The 15,206-nt window shown below is 69.2% G+C and carries 13 protein-coding genes; 8 read left to right on the forward strand and 5 right to left on the reverse strand.

Features of this window, described 5'->3' with window-relative positions; translation table 11 throughout:
• Positions 1-64: 64 nt before the first annotated feature.
• The 5 genes from EER34_RS01865 to EER34_RS01885 all read right to left on the reverse strand — a co-directional run bounded on the left by EER34_RS01865 (position 65) and on the right by EER34_RS01885 (position 6,714).
• A complete protein-coding gene (locus tag EER34_RS01865; protein WP_127472881.1) occupies positions 65-1,351 on the reverse strand; it encodes an ABC transporter permease in 1,287 nt (428 codons plus the stop codon).
• Positions 1,348-2,721, reverse strand: coding sequence for an ABC transporter permease (locus EER34_RS01870; protein WP_127472882.1), 1,374 nt, complete (start codon positions 2,719-2,721; stop codon positions 1,348-1,350). The genes EER34_RS01865 and EER34_RS01870 overlap by 4 nt, the downstream gene beginning before the upstream one ends.
• Positions 2,718-4,238: an ABC transporter ATP-binding protein gene (locus EER34_RS01875; protein WP_127472883.1), complete on the reverse strand. Its 1,521-nt coding sequence runs from the start codon at positions 4,236-4,238 to the stop codon at positions 2,718-2,720. Before EER34_RS01875 ends, EER34_RS01870 begins: the two co-directional genes overlap by 4 nt.
• An 88-nt stretch (positions 4,239-4,326) precedes the next feature.
• Complete coding sequence (locus EER34_RS01880) at positions 4,327-5,448, reverse strand: BMP family lipoprotein (RefSeq protein WP_127472884.1); 1,122 nt, start codon at positions 5,446-5,448, stop codon at positions 4,327-4,329.
• Positions 5,449-5,598: 150 nt separating this feature from the next.
• Positions 5,599-6,714 (reverse strand): mannose-1-phosphate guanylyltransferase, encoded by a 1,116-nt coding sequence (locus EER34_RS01885; protein WP_127472885.1) that lies wholly within the window; start codon positions 6,712-6,714, stop codon positions 5,599-5,601.
• A 245-nt stretch (positions 6,715-6,959) separates the two neighbouring features.
• Between EER34_RS01885 and sdhC the strand changes: the two genes are divergently transcribed.
• Genes sdhC through trpS form a run of 8 tightly spaced genes read left to right on the forward strand, consistent with a single transcriptional unit; the run spans position 6,960 to position 15,040 of the window.
• Positions 6,960-7,394, forward strand: a complete 435-nt coding sequence (gene sdhC / locus EER34_RS01890; RefSeq protein WP_127472886.1) for a succinate dehydrogenase, cytochrome b556 subunit — start codon at positions 6,960-6,962, stop codon at positions 7,392-7,394.
• Entirely contained in the window at positions 7,394-7,843 is a 450-nt protein-coding gene (locus EER34_RS01895; RefSeq protein WP_127472887.1) for a succinate dehydrogenase hydrophobic membrane anchor subunit, read from the forward strand. The genes sdhC and EER34_RS01895 overlap by 1 nt, the downstream gene beginning before the upstream one ends.
• A 43-nt stretch (positions 7,844-7,886) precedes the next feature.
• Positions 7,887-9,713 carry a succinate dehydrogenase flavoprotein subunit gene (sdhA, locus tag EER34_RS01900; RefSeq protein WP_127472888.1) on the forward strand — a complete coding sequence of 609 codons (1,827 nt, stop codon included), beginning with the start codon at positions 7,887-7,889 and terminating at the stop codon, positions 9,711-9,713.
• On the forward strand, positions 9,713-10,501 hold the full coding sequence (locus EER34_RS01905) for a succinate dehydrogenase iron-sulfur subunit (RefSeq protein ID WP_205791319.1): 789 nt from the start codon (positions 9,713-9,715) through the stop codon (positions 10,499-10,501). The genes sdhA and EER34_RS01905 overlap by 1 nt, the downstream gene beginning before the upstream one ends.
• 10 nt (positions 10,502-10,511) lie before the next feature.
• Entirely contained in the window at positions 10,512-11,756 is a 1,245-nt protein-coding gene (locus tag EER34_RS01910; protein ID WP_127472889.1) for an MFS transporter, read from the forward strand.
• 9 nt (positions 11,757-11,765) lie between these two features.
• Positions 11,766-13,076, forward strand: a complete 1,311-nt coding sequence (locus tag EER34_RS01915) for a YihY/virulence factor BrkB family protein (protein ID WP_127472890.1) — start codon at positions 11,766-11,768, stop codon at positions 13,074-13,076.
• A 51-nt stretch (positions 13,077-13,127) separates the two neighbouring features.
• Entirely contained in the window at positions 13,128-13,976 is an 849-nt protein-coding gene (locus EER34_RS01920) for an exodeoxyribonuclease III (protein WP_127472891.1), read from the forward strand.
• Between the two features lie 59 nt (positions 13,977-14,035).
• Positions 14,036-15,040, forward strand: coding sequence for a tryptophan--tRNA ligase (trpS, locus tag EER34_RS01925; RefSeq protein ID WP_127472892.1), 1,005 nt, complete (start codon positions 14,036-14,038; stop codon positions 15,038-15,040).
• Positions 15,041-15,206: the final 166 nt, after the last annotated feature.

A 15,206-nucleotide genomic window follows, 5' to 3' on the forward strand; every position in this document is an offset into this window, starting at 1 on the left:
GGTGCCGGGCTTCGACCCGGCGGCCGAGCCGCGGCATCCGTCGTCGTTCGAGCGCGCGGCCATCTCAGCCCTTGATGTACGGCTTGCCCGCCGCGGCGGGACCGCGTATCTGCCCGGCGAAACCGGCGACGGCGATGATGGTGACGAGGTACGGCAGCATCAGCATGAACTCGCTCGGGATCGGGGTGCCGAGCACCGTGAGCAGGTTCTGCAGGTTGGTGGCGAAGCCGAACAGCAGCGCCGCGAGGGTCGCACGGATCGGGTCCCACCGTCCGAAGATGACGGCGGCGAGGGCGATGAAGCCGAGGCCCGCGGTCATCTCCTTGGTGAACTGCCCGACCGAGACGAGCGTGAAGTACGCGCCGCCGATGCCGGCGATCGCTCCCGCGAGCGAGACGTTCCAGAACCGGCTGGTGTTGACCTTGATGCCGACGGTGTCGGCGGCCTGCGGATGCTCGCCGACGGCCCGCAGACGCAGACCCCAGCGGGTGCGGTAGAGGCCCCAGGCCACGATGCCGACCGTGAAGTACATGAGGTACACGATGAAGGTCTGGTTGAACAGCACCGGTCCGAGGATCGGGATGTCGCCGAGCACCGGGATCTCCCAGCGCGTGAAGCGCACCGGGCGGTTGAGCGTGGTCTCGTTCGGCACGAGGAGCGCGCCGTAGAGGAATCCCGTGAGGCCCGTGACGAGCACGTTGAGCACGACACCGACGATCACCTGGTCGACCAGGTACTTGATCGAGAACGCCGCGAGCACGAAGGCGACGAGCACCCCGCCGATCATCGCGCCGATGAGCCCGACGAACGGGTTGCCCGTGATGCTCGCGAGCAGCGCCGCGCTGAATGCGCCGAGGAGGAACTGGCCCTCGATCGCGACGTTCACGACGCCGACCCGCTCGCCGATGACGCCGCCCAGGGCGCCGAAGATCAGCGGGATCGCGAGTGACAGCGAGCCGAACAGCAGGCCGGTGACCGGGACGAGACCGCCGGCGGCCGCCCACGTGAGGAACGCGAAGATCGCGAGCACGCCGTAGACGATCGGCAGCCACACCCCCGTGCGGCGATAGGACCAGGCATCCCACACCGCCCACAGCGTGAGGAGGAACAGCACGATGAGCACGCCCCAGCTGGTCGCCGCCGTCGGCACGCTGACATTGGGCAGCTCGATCGAGGACGACGGGTCGCCGAGGCGGAACGTGCTCACGCCGTCGCGCGGCACCAGCAGGAAGAGCAGGAAGAGCAGGAGGGTGGCGATGCCGAGGCTGATCGCCATCTTCCACTGGCGCACCTTGACGGTCGCGAGCTGGATCGTTCCGTCGGCGGCGACGGCGGGGGCGAGCGAGCTCATGCGGCCACCGCCTTCTTCGCGGCCTTGGCTCGCGCCTTGGCGGCCTTCTCGGCGTCGGTCTTGGGAAGGAAGAAGATCGTGCGCACCAGCGGGGGCGCCGCGATGAACAGGACGATCAGCGACTGGACGACCAGCACGATGTCGACCGGGATGCCCTGCGACGCCTGCATCGTGAACGACCCTGCCTTGAGCGCGCCGAACAGGATGCCCGCCGCGAACACTCCCCATGCCCGGCTGCGGCCGAGAAGGGCCACGGTGATCGCGTCGAAGCCGATGCCGGCGTCGATGTAGCCGTCGAAGCCGCTCGTGACCGATCCCTGGATCTGGTTCATGGCCGCGAGGCCTGCGAGACCACCGGCGAAGAGCATCGCGTAGATGTACATGCGCTGCACCGAGATGCCCGCCGCACGCGCGGCGTGCGGATTCTCGCCGACGGCGCGGAGGCGGAAGCCGAGGCTGGACCGCTCGACCAGCCACCACACGAACACGGTGGCGCCGATCACGATGATGAAGCCCCAGTCGAGCAGCGGGAACCGCGGCCCGAACAGTTCGGGGAACTGCGCGCTGGCCGGAGTCGGGGCCGAGATCGGCTGGTCTCCGGCCGGGCGCTGCAGCAGGCCCGGCGTGCGCACCATCCACGCCACGAGGTAGAACGCGACGTAGTTGAGCATGATCGTGAGGATGACCTCGTGCGCGCCGGTGCGCGCCTTGAGGAGCCCGACGATGCCGCCCCAGATCGCACCGCCGGCGATTCCGGCCGCCAGCGTGAGCGGCAGGTGGATGAACATCGGCAGGTCGAGGTTGAAGGTGAACAGGGCCGCCACCGCGCACGCGATGAGCATCTGGCCGCGTCCGCCGATGTTGAACAGGCCGACGCGGAAAGCGAGCGCGACACCGAGACCGGCGGCGATCAGCGGTGCGGCGAAGCCGAGCGTGTTCGTCAGCGGGCGGATCTGCGTCAGGAAGTCGGCCGCGCGCGGGTTGTAGACCGCCCCGCGGAAGAGAGCCTCGTAGCCGCCGTAGACCGAGTTCCAGATCGCGACGAACGTGTCGCCCGGGCGGGCGAAGAAGTAGGCGGATGCCGCACGCACGTCCTCGTCGGTCAGCGCCATGAGGATGCCGCCGACGATCATGGCGGCGACGATGGCGAGCACCGTGGTGACCCAGTTGCTGCGCAGCAGATCCTTGACGAACACGTTCTGCCGCGGCGGCGGTGCGACCTCGCCTTCGGGGGCGGGGGCGGGAGCGGGGGCGGGCGAGGCATCCGGAGTTCCCGTCAGGGGTCCGGAGACCGTGGGGAGCTGCTCGGGCGGGAGGCCCTTGCTCGAATCAGGCGCGCCCGGCGTCAGTCCCTTGGCGTCGTCGTTCACGCGGCCACCCCGTCTCCCGGCGTCTCGCCGGCCATCATCAGACCCAGTACGTCGCGCGGCGTGTCTCCCGGCACGATGCCCACGATCGCGCCGCGATACATCACGGCGATGCGATCGGCGAGCGCCGCCACCTCGTCGAGCTCGGTCGAGACCACGAGCACCGGCACTCCGGCATCCCGCGTCTCGACGATCCTCGTGTGGATGAACTCGATCGACCCGACGTCGACGCCGCGCGTGGGCTGGGCGGCGACGAGGAGCTTCAGCTCGCGGCTCATCTCGCGCGCGATCACGACCTTCTGCTGGTTGCCGCCCGACAGCGTCCCCGCGGGGACGTCCGGGCCCTGCGTGCGGATGTCGTACTCCGCGATGCGGGCCTTGGCGAAGTCCTCGAGCACGCTGCGCCGGACGGTGCCGCCGCGCACGAAGGCGGGGTCGCCCGACCGGTCGAGGATGAGGTTCTCGGCGACCGAGAATGCCCCGACGAGCCCGTCCTCGGTGCGGTCCTCGGGCACGAAGCCGACGCCGGCGTCGAGGATGCTGCGGACGCTCCTGCCGACGAGCTCCTCGCCGTCGAGCGAGATGGATCCGGTCGCCCGGTCGGCGAGGCCGACGATGGCCTCGACGAGCTCGGTCTGGCCGTTCCCCTGCACACCGGCCAGGGCGACGACCTCGCCGGGACGCACGTCGAAGCTGACGCTGTCGACCACGACCGCGCCGGCGGGCGTGAGCACGCGGAGGTCCTTGACGGACAGCCCTGCGCCCGCGCCGATCTTCGGCGCGTCCTTGTGGACGGTCAGCTCGACCGCGCGGCCGACCATGAGCGAGGCGAGCTCGGCGTTGGTGGCGGTGGGGGATGCTTCGCCCACGACCTTCCCGAGCCGGATCACGGTGATGCGGTCGGCGACGGCGCGCACCTCGCGGAGCTTGTGGGTGATGAACACGATGGAGGTGCCCTCGTCGCGGAGCTGGCGCATGATCGCCATGAGCTCGTCGGTCTCCTGGGGCGTGAGCACCGCGGTCGGCTCGTCGAACACGAGCACTTTCGCGTCTCGCGACAGAGCCTTGATGATCTCGACACGCTGCTGCACGCCGACGGGCAGATCACCGACGATCGCGTCGGGATCGACCTGGAACCCGAAGCGCTGCGCCACGTCGCGCACATGCTGCCGGGCCTTGGCCAGATCGAGGGCGCCGAGCGCCTTGGTGTCTTCGTGGCCGAGCATGACGTTCTCGGCGACGGTGAAGACCGGGATGAGCATGAAGTGCTGATGGACCATGCCGATCCCCGCGGCCATGGCATCGCCGGGACCGCGGAAATGCTGGACCGCGTCGTCGAGGAGGATCTCGCCCTCGTCGGCCTGATAGAGGCCGTACAGGACGTTCATCAGCGTCGACTTGCCTGCGCCGTTCTCGCCCAGGAGGGCATGGATCTCACCGGGCTGGACCACGAGATCGATGTGGTCGTTCGCGACGAGGGACCCGAACCGCTTCGTGATCCCACGGAGCTCGAGCTTCATATGTGCACCTTATCCACTGTCTCCATCGGGCTGGAAGAACCGCGGCCGGGTGGAGGCATCCACCCGGCCGCGGTCACAGTCTGCTCGACTACGGCGAGCTGGGCGAGGTCACCTCGAGCTCGCCCGAGATGATCTGCTCCTGCAGCGCTGCGAGCTCGTCCTCCAGGCCCTCCGGCAGCTCCGACTCGAAGACGCCGAAGCCGGACAGGCCGACGCCCTCGTTCTCGAGCGTGCCGACGTACGGCGTGGTGTCGAACTCACCGGTGGCGGCCTGCATCGTGGCCTCGTAGACCGCCATGTCGATGCGCTTCATGATCGAGAAGAGCACGATGTCGGCGACCGACGGGTCGGTGACGGCCAGGTCGGAGTCGACGCCGATCATGACGGTGTCGGAGCCGGCGTCGGCGATGGCCTCGCCCGCGCTCTGGTAGATCGGTCCGCCGACGGGCAGGATCACGTCGACACCCTGGTCGAGGATGCTCTGCGCGGTCTGCTTGGCCGTGTCGTTGGCGGCGAAGCCACCGGTGAACGAGCCGTCCTGGGCCTCGACGTCCCACCCGAAGGTCTCGACGCTGCCGCCCTTGTCCTCGTTGTACTTCGCGACGCCGTCGATGAAGCCGTCCATGAAGATCGTGACCGGCGGGATCGGGATGCCGCCGAAGGTGCCGACCTTGTTGACGCCCTGCTCGGCCGACCATGCCGCCGCGGCGTAGCCGCCGAGGTACGCGGCCTGGACCGTGTCGAACATGAGGGGCTTGATGTTGTCGGCGTCGGTGGTGCCGTCCGCGTCCGCGTCGGCCCAATCGTCGATGATCGCGTAGCTCACGTCGGGGTTGGCCGTCGCCGAGGCGATGGTGTCGGCCGAGAGCTTGAAGCCGACGGACACGATGAACGTGCAGCCTTCGGCGATCAGGTTCTCGAGGTTCGGCGCGTAGTCGTTCGCCGAGGCGGACTCGACTTCGATGGGCTCGACGCCGAGTTCTTCGGCGGCGCGCTCCATGCCCTCGAGGGCCGACTGGTTGAACGACTTGTCGTTGAAGCCGCCGTCATCGGAGACGAGGCAGGGCGTGAAGCCCTCGACGGCGACAGGGCCCTCCGACTCGGAAGCGCTCGGGGACGCCTCCGGGGCGGTTCCACAGCCCGCCAGGGCGATGAGAAGGCCCGCTGCGGCAGTGACACCGACGAGCTTCTTGGTGCGTGAGATGGTCAACTCAGCCTCCACTAGTACCGCCCCGCGTCCTTCACGGGGACTGCACAAAGTTACCCACTGTGACGCCGTGCTTGCAGTCATGGCAGGGTCCCGGGGCCGAATGGTTACAAAGACGCAATGTGTCGATACACCGGCGTCACGGCCGCGGAATCAGAGGACGTCGCCGCGCCCGTTGAGCTTGAGGGCGTCGACGACCCCCTTGACCCGCTGCGCGTGCTCGCTCGTGGTCACGAGGAGGGCGTCCTCGGTATCGACCACGATGATGTCGCGCACGCCGATCAGACTGATCACGCGCGAGGTCTGGCTGACCACGATCCCGCTTGCCGCGTCGGACAGGATGCGCGCGTTCTCGCCGAGGATCGCGAGGTCGTTCTTGCGGCCGTGCGAGTTGAGCTTGGCGAGGCTGGCGAAGTCGCCCACGTCGTCCCAGTCGAAGTGGCCGGGGATGACCGCGAGGCGGCCGCGGGCGGCCGCGGGCTCGGCGACGGCGTAGTCGATGGCGATCTTCTTCAGCGTGGGCCACACCCGGTCGACGACCGGGCCACGGAGCTCACGGTCGTCCCATGCCTCGGCGAGGTCCATCAGTCCCGCGTAGAGGTGCGGCTCGTTCTCGGCGATCTCACCGAGCAGGACGTCGGCGCGGCTGATGAACATGCCCGCGTTCCAGAGGTACGACCGGTCGGCGAAGTACTCCTTCGCCGTCTCGAGGTCGGGCTTCTCGACGAAGCTGTCCACGAGCGCCGCCTCCGGGGCCCCGTCGATCACGAGCCCGGAGCCGGTGCGGATGTAGCCGAAGCCGACCGCCGCCTCGGACGGCTGGATCCCGATGGTGCAGATGTAGCCCTCGCGCGCCGTCGCGACCGCCTGCCTCACGGCCCAGTCGAACAGGTGCGGCACGCGGATGACGTGGTCGGCGGCGAACGACCCGATGATGACGTTCGGCTCGCGCTTGACGAGGATGGCCGCGGCGAGACCGATCGCGGCGGCCGAGTCGCGGGGCTCGGATTCGAGGAACACGTTCTTGTCGGGGATGCCCGGCAGCTCCTTCTCGACGGCGGCGCGGTGCGCGCGCCCCGTGACCACCGAGATGCGGTCGTGGCCGGCGAGCGGCTCCAGTCGGTCCCACGTGTCGCGCAGGAGAGTCTGGCCCGAGCCGGTGAGGTCGTGGAGGAACTTGGGAGCGTCCGCCCTCGACAGCGGCCACAGCCGGCTGCCGACGCCGCCGGCGGGGATCACGGCGTAGAAGTCATCGATCGGTTCAGGCATGTGCCCAGGGTATCCGCGTCCCCCGTCGCCGCCCGGATGAGATCCGAAAGAACCCTCGTTCTCGGCGCCTGCGAAGAACCCCTCCGGAAGGAGGGGACTAAGGCACGCCTTCGTCGCCCGCACGCGAGAAGCGGGAATAGGATGGATCCAGCGCCCGCGTGACGCCGATGGCTCGAGTCCTGTGTGCCGGGCCACCTCAGGGGCATCGTTTCCGCCCCGCCATGTTCGATCCAGGGAGGACGGCCGTGTCTGCACCAGCACGCGTCACACCGTCGGTATCCGAAACCACGTCCCGAGTCCCCCGCGGCACTCTGTACCGCGGGAACGAGGGAATGTGGTCGTGGGTGCTGCACCGCATCACCGGCATCGCGATCTTCTTCTTCCTGCTGGTCCACGTGCTCGACACGGCTCTGATCCGCGTGTCGCCCGAGGCGTACGACGCCGTGATCGGCACGTACAAGAACCCGATCATGGGCATCGGCGAGGTCGCGCTCGTCGGGGCCATCGCGTACCACGCGTTCAACGGCCTGCGCATCATCGCGGTCGACATGTGGACGTGGGCCACGCGGATGCAGCGCCAGCTCTGGTGGGGCGTGCTCGGACTCTGGGTCGTGACCATGCTGGCCTTCACGCCGCGTCACCTCATCAATGTCTTCTCCGAGATCGGAGGGGGGCACTGATGACCGCCATCGCCGATCCCCGCGCTCCGCGCGTCGCCGTCCGTCGCAAGGGTCCCAACCTCGAGAAGTGGGGCTGGATCTACATGCGCGTCTCGGGCGTGTTCCTCGTGATCCTGATCTTCGGGCACCTCTTCGTGAACCTCATGCTCGGCGAGGGCATCCACGGCATCGACTTCGCCTTCGTCGCCGGCAAGTTCGCGACGCCGTTCTGGCAGTGGTGGGACGTCATCATGCTGTGGCTCGCACTGATCCACGGCGCGAACGGCATGCGCACCATCGTGAACGACTACGTCACCCACGAGCGCACGCGTCGCGTGCTGGTGTGGGCGCTGTGGCTCTCGGCCGGCTTCCTCATCCTCCTGGGCACGCTCGTCGTGTTCACCTTCGACCCGTGCCTGGGCCTGAGCGAGACCAGCGCCGAATGGCTGCTGGAGACCTGCTCGTCCTAGCCGGGGCGACGACCGAGACCTCCCCACACCGAAAGCACTGAGAGTGACCACGCAGAGCATCGACAGCTACGTCAAGGACGGCGTCCACTACCACCAGTTCGATATCGTCATCGTCGGAGCCGGCGGTGCCGGGATGCGCGCGGCCATCGAGGCGGGGCCGGGCGCGAAGACCGCGGTCATCTCGAAGCTCTACCCGACGCGCTCGCACACGGGCGCAGCCCAGGGCGGCATGGCCGCGGCCCTCGCGAATGTCGAAGAGGACTCGTGGGAGTGGCACACCTTCGACACCGTCAAGGGCGGCGACTACCTCGTCGACCAGGACGCGGCGGAGATCCTCGCGAAAGAGGCGATCGACGCGGTCATCGACCTCGAGAACATGGGACTGCCGTTCAACCGCACGCCCGAGGGCAAGATCGACCAGCGTCGCTTCGGCGGCCACACGGCCGACCACGGCAAGACGCCGGTGCGCCGTGCGTGCTACGCCGCCGACCGCACGGGCCACATGATCCTCCAGACGCTGTTCCAGAACTGCGTCAAGCTGGGCATCAACTTCTTCAACGAGTTCTACGTGCTCGACCTGATCACGGTGAAGGATGCCGCGGGCAAGACCGAGGTCGCGGGCGTCGTCGCCTACGAGCTCGCCACGGGCGATCTCCACGTCTTCCATTCGAAGGCCGTCATCTTCGCGACCGGCGGGTTCGGAAAGATCTTCAAGACGACGTCCAACGCCCACACCCTCACGGGCGACGGCGTCGGCATCGTCTGGCGCAAGGGCCTGCCGCTGGAGGACATGGAGTTCTTCCAGTTCCATCCGACCGGCCTCGCCGGACTCGGCATCCTGCTCACCGAGGGCGCCCGCGGCGAGGGCGCGATCCTGCGCAACGCCTCGGGCGAGCGGTTCATGGAGCGCTACGCGCCGACCATCAAGGACCTCGCGCCCCGCGACATCGTCAGTCGGTGCATGGTCCAGGAGGTCGCCGAGGGCCGCGGCGCCGGTCCCCACCGCGACTACGTGCTGCTGGACTGCACGCACCTCGGCGCCGAGGTGCTCGAGACGAAGCTCCCCGACATCACCGAGTTCGCCCGCACCTACCTCGGCGTCGATCCCGTGGTCGAGCCGGTGCCCGTGATGCCGACCGCGCACTACGCGATGGGCGGCATCCCGACCAACAACGACGCCCAGGTCCTCAGCGACAACACGACCGTCGTCCCCGGGCTCTACGCCGCCGGCGAGTGTGCGTGCGTGTCGGTGCACGGCTCCAACCGCCTCGGCACGAACTCGCTCCTCGACATCAACGTCTTCGGCAAGCGCGCCGGCAAGAACGCCGTCGAGTACGTGCAGACGGCCGACTTCGTGCCGCTGCCCGAAGACCCGGCCGGCGAGGTGCGCGGCCTCATCGAGGGCCTGCGCAGCAACCAGGGCACCGAGCGCATCGCGGTCCTGCGCAAGCGACTGCAGGACGAGATGGACCGCAAGGCGCAGGTGTTCCGCACCGACGAGTCGCTCGTCGAGGTCCTCGACGTCATCGAGGAGCTCCGCGAGCGCTTCAAGAACATCCACGTCGACGACAAAGGCAAGCGGTACAACACCGATCTGCTCGAGGCCGTCGAGCTCGGCTTCCTCCTCGACATCGCCGAGGTCGTCGTGGTGACGGCGCGCAACCGCAAGGAGAGCCGCGGGGGTCACATGCGCGACGACTTCCCCCAGCGCGACGACGAGAAGTACATGCAGCACACGATGGCGTACCTGTCGGGCGATGCCGGCTCTTCGCACTCCGAGGATCACATCCGGCTCGACTGGAAGCCCGTCGTCTTCACGAAGAACGAGGCCGGCGAGTTGCGCTACCCCCCGTTGGAGAGGAAGTACTGATGGCGACGCTCGTCGCAGTGGACGCGCCTGCCGAGGCGACCACCGAGGTCGAGACCCCGGCGGACACCGGCATCCAGTCGTTCCTGGTCACCTTCATCATCCGCCGCTTCGACCCCGAGGTCGATGAGGAGCCGCGCTGGGTCGATTACGACGTGGAGCTGTACTCCACCGACCGCGTGCTCGACGCGCTGCACAAGATCAAGTGGGAGGTCGACGGCTCGCTGACCTTCCGCCGTTCGTGCGCCCACGGCATCTGCGGCTCCGACGCGATGCGCATCAACGGGCGCAACCGTCTGGCGTGCAAGACGCTCATCAAGGACCTCGACATCTCGCAGCCGATCTACGTCGAGGCGATCAAGGGCCTGCCGCTCGAGAAGGACCTCATCGTCGACATGGAGCCGTTCTTCGCCTCCTACCGCGAGGTGCAGCCCTTCCTCATCGCGAACTCCAAGCCCGAGGCCGGCAAGGAGCGCATCCAGTCGATCGTCGACCGCGAGGTGTTCGACGACACCACCAAGTGCATCCTGTGCGCCGCGTGCACCTCGTCGTGCCCGGTGTTCTGGACCGACGGCCAGTACTTCGGCCCGGCGGCGATCGTCAACGCGCACCGCTTCATCTTCGACTCGCGCGACGACGCCGGCGACGTGCGCCTCGACATCCTCAACGACAAGGAGGGCGTGTGGCGCTGCCGCACGACCTTCAACTGCACCGAGGCATGCCCCCGCGGCATCGAGGTCACCAAGGCCATCGCCGAGGTCAAGCAAGCGGTTCTCCGCGGACGCGCGTAGCGGCCCGCAGGTGACGGAGCCCCAGCGCAACGACGCGCCCGCCGCTCAGATCGATCCCGCCCTCCGCCGCGCCCGCGGCGCGGTGACGGCCGCGTACGTCGCGCAGGGTCTCGGTTACGCCGTGATCGTGACCTCTCTGCCCGCGCTGCAGCTTCGCCAGGGCATCGACGACAGCTTCGTGATCTCGATGCTGATCCTCGGCGTCGCCGTGGCGGCGGCCGTCGGGTCGGTGGTCGCCAACGTCGTGGCTGTCCGGTGGGGCAGCCGCACCGCGCTCGCGCTCGGTCTGATCATCCAGGCCGTCGCCCTCCCCCTCATCGCGATCCCGACGCCGTTCGCGCTGTTCGCCGCCGCGTTCGCGATCTTCGGCATCGGGCTCGGCTGTGTCGACGCCGCCGCCGCCATGCAGGGCGTCGCGGTGCAGCGCGCCTACGGCCGGCACCTGCTGGGCGGCTTCTTCGCCGCAGCCACGGCTGCAGCCATCGGCGGCGCGCTCCTCGTCTCGGGCGTGGCGCTCTCTGCCGCAGCGGTCGGCGTCGCGCTGGCGTGCGCAGCGGTGATCGCCCTGGGCGTGGCCGTGATCGGCATCCGCTTCTTCGCCCGTGAGGTGCCGATCGACGAGGCGCTCCCGCCGGCCGAGCGCGCGCAGCTCCCGCGCGCAGGAATCTGGGTCTTCGGGCTCGTGATCCTCGCCGTGTTCGTCGCCGACTCGGCCGTCAGCACGTGGAGCACGCAGTACCTTCAGGTCGATCTGGACACCCTCGCCTGGGTCGCTCCCCTCGGATACGCCGCCTATCAGGCCGTGGTGCTGCTGACCCGCCTTGTCACGGACCGCCTGATCCCGGCCGTCGGGCGCCGCCGGCTCGTGGCGATCGCGGCGAGCGTGTCGGCGGTCGGATGCCTCGTCGTCGCCCTTCTGCCGTTCCCGTCGGCCGCGATCATCGGGTTCGCGCTGGCGGGTGTGAGCGCCGGCGTCCTCATCCCGGTCACCTTCGGCGCCGCCGGCGAGCTCGCGCCCGAGCACAACGACCAGGTCATCGCACGCGTGAACCTCTTCAACTACGCCGGGGCCATCCTCGGCGCGGTCGTGATCGGGCTGCTGGCGGACGGGCCCGGGCTCGGGCCGGCATTCCTCATCCCTGCGGTCGCGCTGGCGGCGATCCTGTTCGCCGTCCCGCGGTTCCGCTCGACCCCCTCGGTCGCACGAGCCGGCGCCGGAGCCGTGCTCCCTCCCGACACGGGTCGCAGTCGCTAATCTGACAGCGTGACGCACTCTCCCCCGCCCGACGCCCGTGCGGCGGCGGATGCCGCGCAGCGCGAGGAGGAGACGCTTCGCGAGCGGTGGGAGGAGACGGAGGCGAGCCTCCGGCATCGATTCGACGCACCGCTCAGCAGGGCGACTCGGATCACACGGGCGACGATGGAGTGGTTCCCGGTGCGGGTGTGGAGGCACTTCCTCATCGAGAACGGCTTCCTTCTGGCGGCCGGCGTGAGCTACGTCGCCCTGTTCGCGTGCTTCGCCGCGATCTACGTCGCCTTCGCGATCACGGGGCTGTGGCTCGGTGGGAGCGAGCAGGCCGTCGACGGGCTCATCAACCTCATCAACAGCTACATCCCCGGCCTGATCTCCGACACCGGCGGGGGTCTCGCGACGACCGAGCAGGTGAAGGCCATCGCGACCCAGAACGCGGGCGTGCTGGGCTGGACGGGCATCATCGCGCTCGCGACCCTCATCTGGACGGCGATCGACTGGGTGACCTACTCACGGCGCGCGGTCCGGGTGCTCTTCGCCATCCCGCCCGACAGACGCAGCTATTTCCTGCTCAAGGCGCGCGACTTCGTCGCCGCGCTCATCTTCGGCGCCGCCCTCATCGTCGGCTTCGCGCTCAGCTCGATCGGAAGTCTCACCCTCACCTGGCTCTTCTCGCTGCTCGGATGGTCGAACGCCGGGACGCTCACCGAGATCAGCGTGAAAGTCGGGTCGATCTTCGTCGGCTTCATCATCACCTCAGCTGCCCTCACCGCCCTCTTCCGCTTCCTCACCGGCACGAAGCTCCCCTGGCGCCGGATCCTGCCCGGCGCCATGCTCGGCGGGCTCGGGATCTCGGTTCTGCAGCTGGGCGCGGGCCTGCTGCTCAGCTACACGCCCTCCAACCCTCTGCTCGCGACGTTCGCGGTGTTCATCGGCATGCTGCTGTGGTTCCGCCTGATGGGCATCGTCATGCTGGTCGCCGCCGCGTGGATCGCGGTCGCCGCGAAGGACCGCGACGTCGTCCTGCTGCCCCAGACGGAGGCCGAGCGGATCGCCGCCGAGCACGCCGCGCTGCTCCTCGCCGCCCAGGTGCGCGTCCGCACGGCGAAGGACGCGCGCGACCAGGCGCCGTGGTACCGGGCCTGGGTCGCCGAACGTGCGCTGCGCGACGCCGAGGAGGAGCTCGGGCAGGTGGAGGCATCCGCTCCTCCCCCGCCGCCCGCGCCGCTGTCGCCGCTCGCCCCCAACCCGAAGGTCCCTCGGACGCCGTCCAAGCGCACGGCGAAGACCGCCGTCGGGGGGAAGGACCGCGACCTCACCTGACACCCGGTCTCGGCGCGGCCGGTGTCGGCGCTCGCGGTTAGGCTGGCGGGCGTGCCACGCCGAGTCCGCATCGCCTCTGTCAACGTCAACGGGATCCGCGCTGCGACGCGCAAGGGCATGATCGACTGGCTCGATGTCGCCGACGTCGACGTGCTCGCCCTGCAGGAGGTGCGCGCGACGCTCGACGAGCTCGGCGCGGTTCTGCCCGGCTGGGAGCTCGTCAACGACGAGGCGCTCGCGAAGGGCCGCGCCGGGGTCGCGATCGCCACGCGGATGCCCGCAGTCGACGTGCGCCGCGTGCTCGGCCCCGAGCCGCTCGACTCCGCGGGGCGCTGGATCGAAGCCGACTTCGACATCGACGGCGAGAAGCTGACCGTCGTGAGCGCCTACGTCCACACCGGCGAGGCCGAGACGCCCCGGCAGGACGCGAAGTGGGCCTTCCTCGACGCGATGGAGCAGCGGATGCCGCAGCTCGAGCAGTCGTCTCCGCTCGCGCTGATCATGGGCGACCTCAACGTCGGCCACCGCGAGCTCGACATCCGCAACTGGAAGGGCAACGTCAAGAAGGCCGGCTTCCTCCCTCGTGAGCGCGCCTACTTCGACCGCTTCCTCGGGGCCGCGGGCGAGCAGGTCGCCGGAGTCGACGGGTCGACGGGCACCGGCCTGGGCTGGGTCGACGTCGGGCGGGTCGCCCACGGCGACGTGGACGGCCCCTACACCTGGTGGTCGATGCGCGGGCGTGCGTTCGACAACGACAGCGGCTGGCGGATCGACTACCACCTCGCGACGCCCGGGCTCGCGGCGCGCGCCACGAACTACCAGGTCGTCCGGGCGCCGTCGTGGGACACCCGGTGGAGCGACCACTCTCCCGTCGTCGCCGACTACACCGTCGGAGACTGAGGGGTCGTGGCCGCCGCATCCCCGGTGGTCGAGGCATCCGTCACCCCTAGGATTGTCGGATGAGCAAACCCCGCCTGTACTCCGGCATGCAGCCTTCGGCCGACTCTCTGCAGATCGGCAACTACATCGGGGCCCTCATGCAGTGGCGCGACCTGCAGGAGTCGTACGACGCGTTCTTCTCGGTCGTCGACCTCCATGCCCTCACTCAGCCGAACGATCCGGCCGAGCTGCGCGAGAAGACGCGCCGCACGGCCGCCCAGTACATCGCGGCCGGCATCGAGCCGTCGAAGTCCACGCTGTACGTGCAGTCGCACGTCCGGGCCCACGCCGAGCTGGCGTGGATCCTGTCGACGATCACGGGCTTCGGCGAGGCCGGGCGCATGACGCAGTTCAAGGACAAGACGCAGCGCTACGGCGCCGACGTCGCGTCGGTCGGGCTGTTCACCTACCCGGTGCTCATGGCGGCCGACATCCTGCTCTACCAGACCGACATCGTGCCCGTCGGCGACGACCAGAAGCAGCACGTCGAGCTCACGCGGGATCTGGCCGAGCGCTTCAACAGCCGATACGGCCAGACTTTCACGGTGCCGATGCCGGTGATCCAGAAAGACACGGCGCGCATTTACGACCTGCAGAACCCGACCGCGAAGATGTCGAAGTCGGCCGAGTCCGACGCCGGCGTGCTGTGGCTTCTGGACGAGCCGTCGAAGAACGCGAAGAAGGTCATGCGCGCCGTCACCGACAGTGAGGGCTCGGTGCGCTTCGACCGCGACGAGAAGCCCGGCGTCTCGAACCTCCTCGTGATCTACGCAGCCCTCTCCGGACGCCAGATCCCGGCGATCGAGGACGAGTACGCGGGCCGCGGCTACGGCGACTTCAAGAAGGGCCTCGCCGAGGTCGTCGTCGAGGAGTTCGGCCCGGTGCGCCAGCGCGCCCTCGAGCTGCTCGACGACCCCGCCGAGCTCGACCGAGTGCTGGCGGCGAACGCGGCCAAGGCCGACGAGGTCGCCGAGCGCACCCTCGGCGACGTCTACGACAGGGTCGGTCTCCTCCGACGCGCCTGAAGGGGCCGGCCCGCGTGCCGCAAGTCCGCCCGACGGCGACCCTCGGAGCCTCCCCTGCTGTGCCGGCTGCGTGCTACAACTCCGCCTGACGGTGGCGGCCATCGGCCGGCGGCGGCCATCCGAGCCCGCCTGCTGTTCCCGTCCGCGTGCCACAATTCCGCCTGAC

Source organism: Microbacterium sulfonylureivorans (genome assembly GCF_003999995.1).
Classification (GTDB): Bacteria; Actinomycetota; Actinomycetes; order Actinomycetales; family Microbacteriaceae; genus Microbacterium; species Microbacterium sulfonylureivorans.

Excerpts from the sequence above, each read along its gene's own strand:
- EER34_RS01885 (WP_127472885.1), bottom strand. The coding sequence starts at position 6,714 with ATGCCTGAACCGATCGATGACTTCTACGCCGTGATCCCCGCCGGCGGC.
- trpS (WP_127472892.1), top strand. The coding sequence starts at position 14,036 with ATGAGCAAACCCCGCCTGTACTCCGGCATGCAGCCTTCGGCCGACTCT.
- EER34_RS01875 (WP_127472883.1), bottom strand. The coding sequence starts at position 4,238 with ATGAAGCTCGAGCTCCGTGGGATCACGAAGCGGTTCGGGTCCCTCGTC.
- EER34_RS01905 (WP_205791319.1), top strand. The coding sequence starts at position 9,713 with ATGGCGACGCTCGTCGCAGTGGACGCGCCTGCCGAGGCGACCACCGAG.
- EER34_RS01895 (WP_127472887.1), top strand. The coding sequence starts at position 7,394 with ATGACCGCCATCGCCGATCCCCGCGCTCCGCGCGTCGCCGTCCGTCGC.
- EER34_RS01865 (WP_127472881.1), bottom strand. The coding sequence starts at position 1,351 with ATGAGCTCGCTCGCCCCCGCCGTCGCCGCCGACGGAACGATCCAGCTC.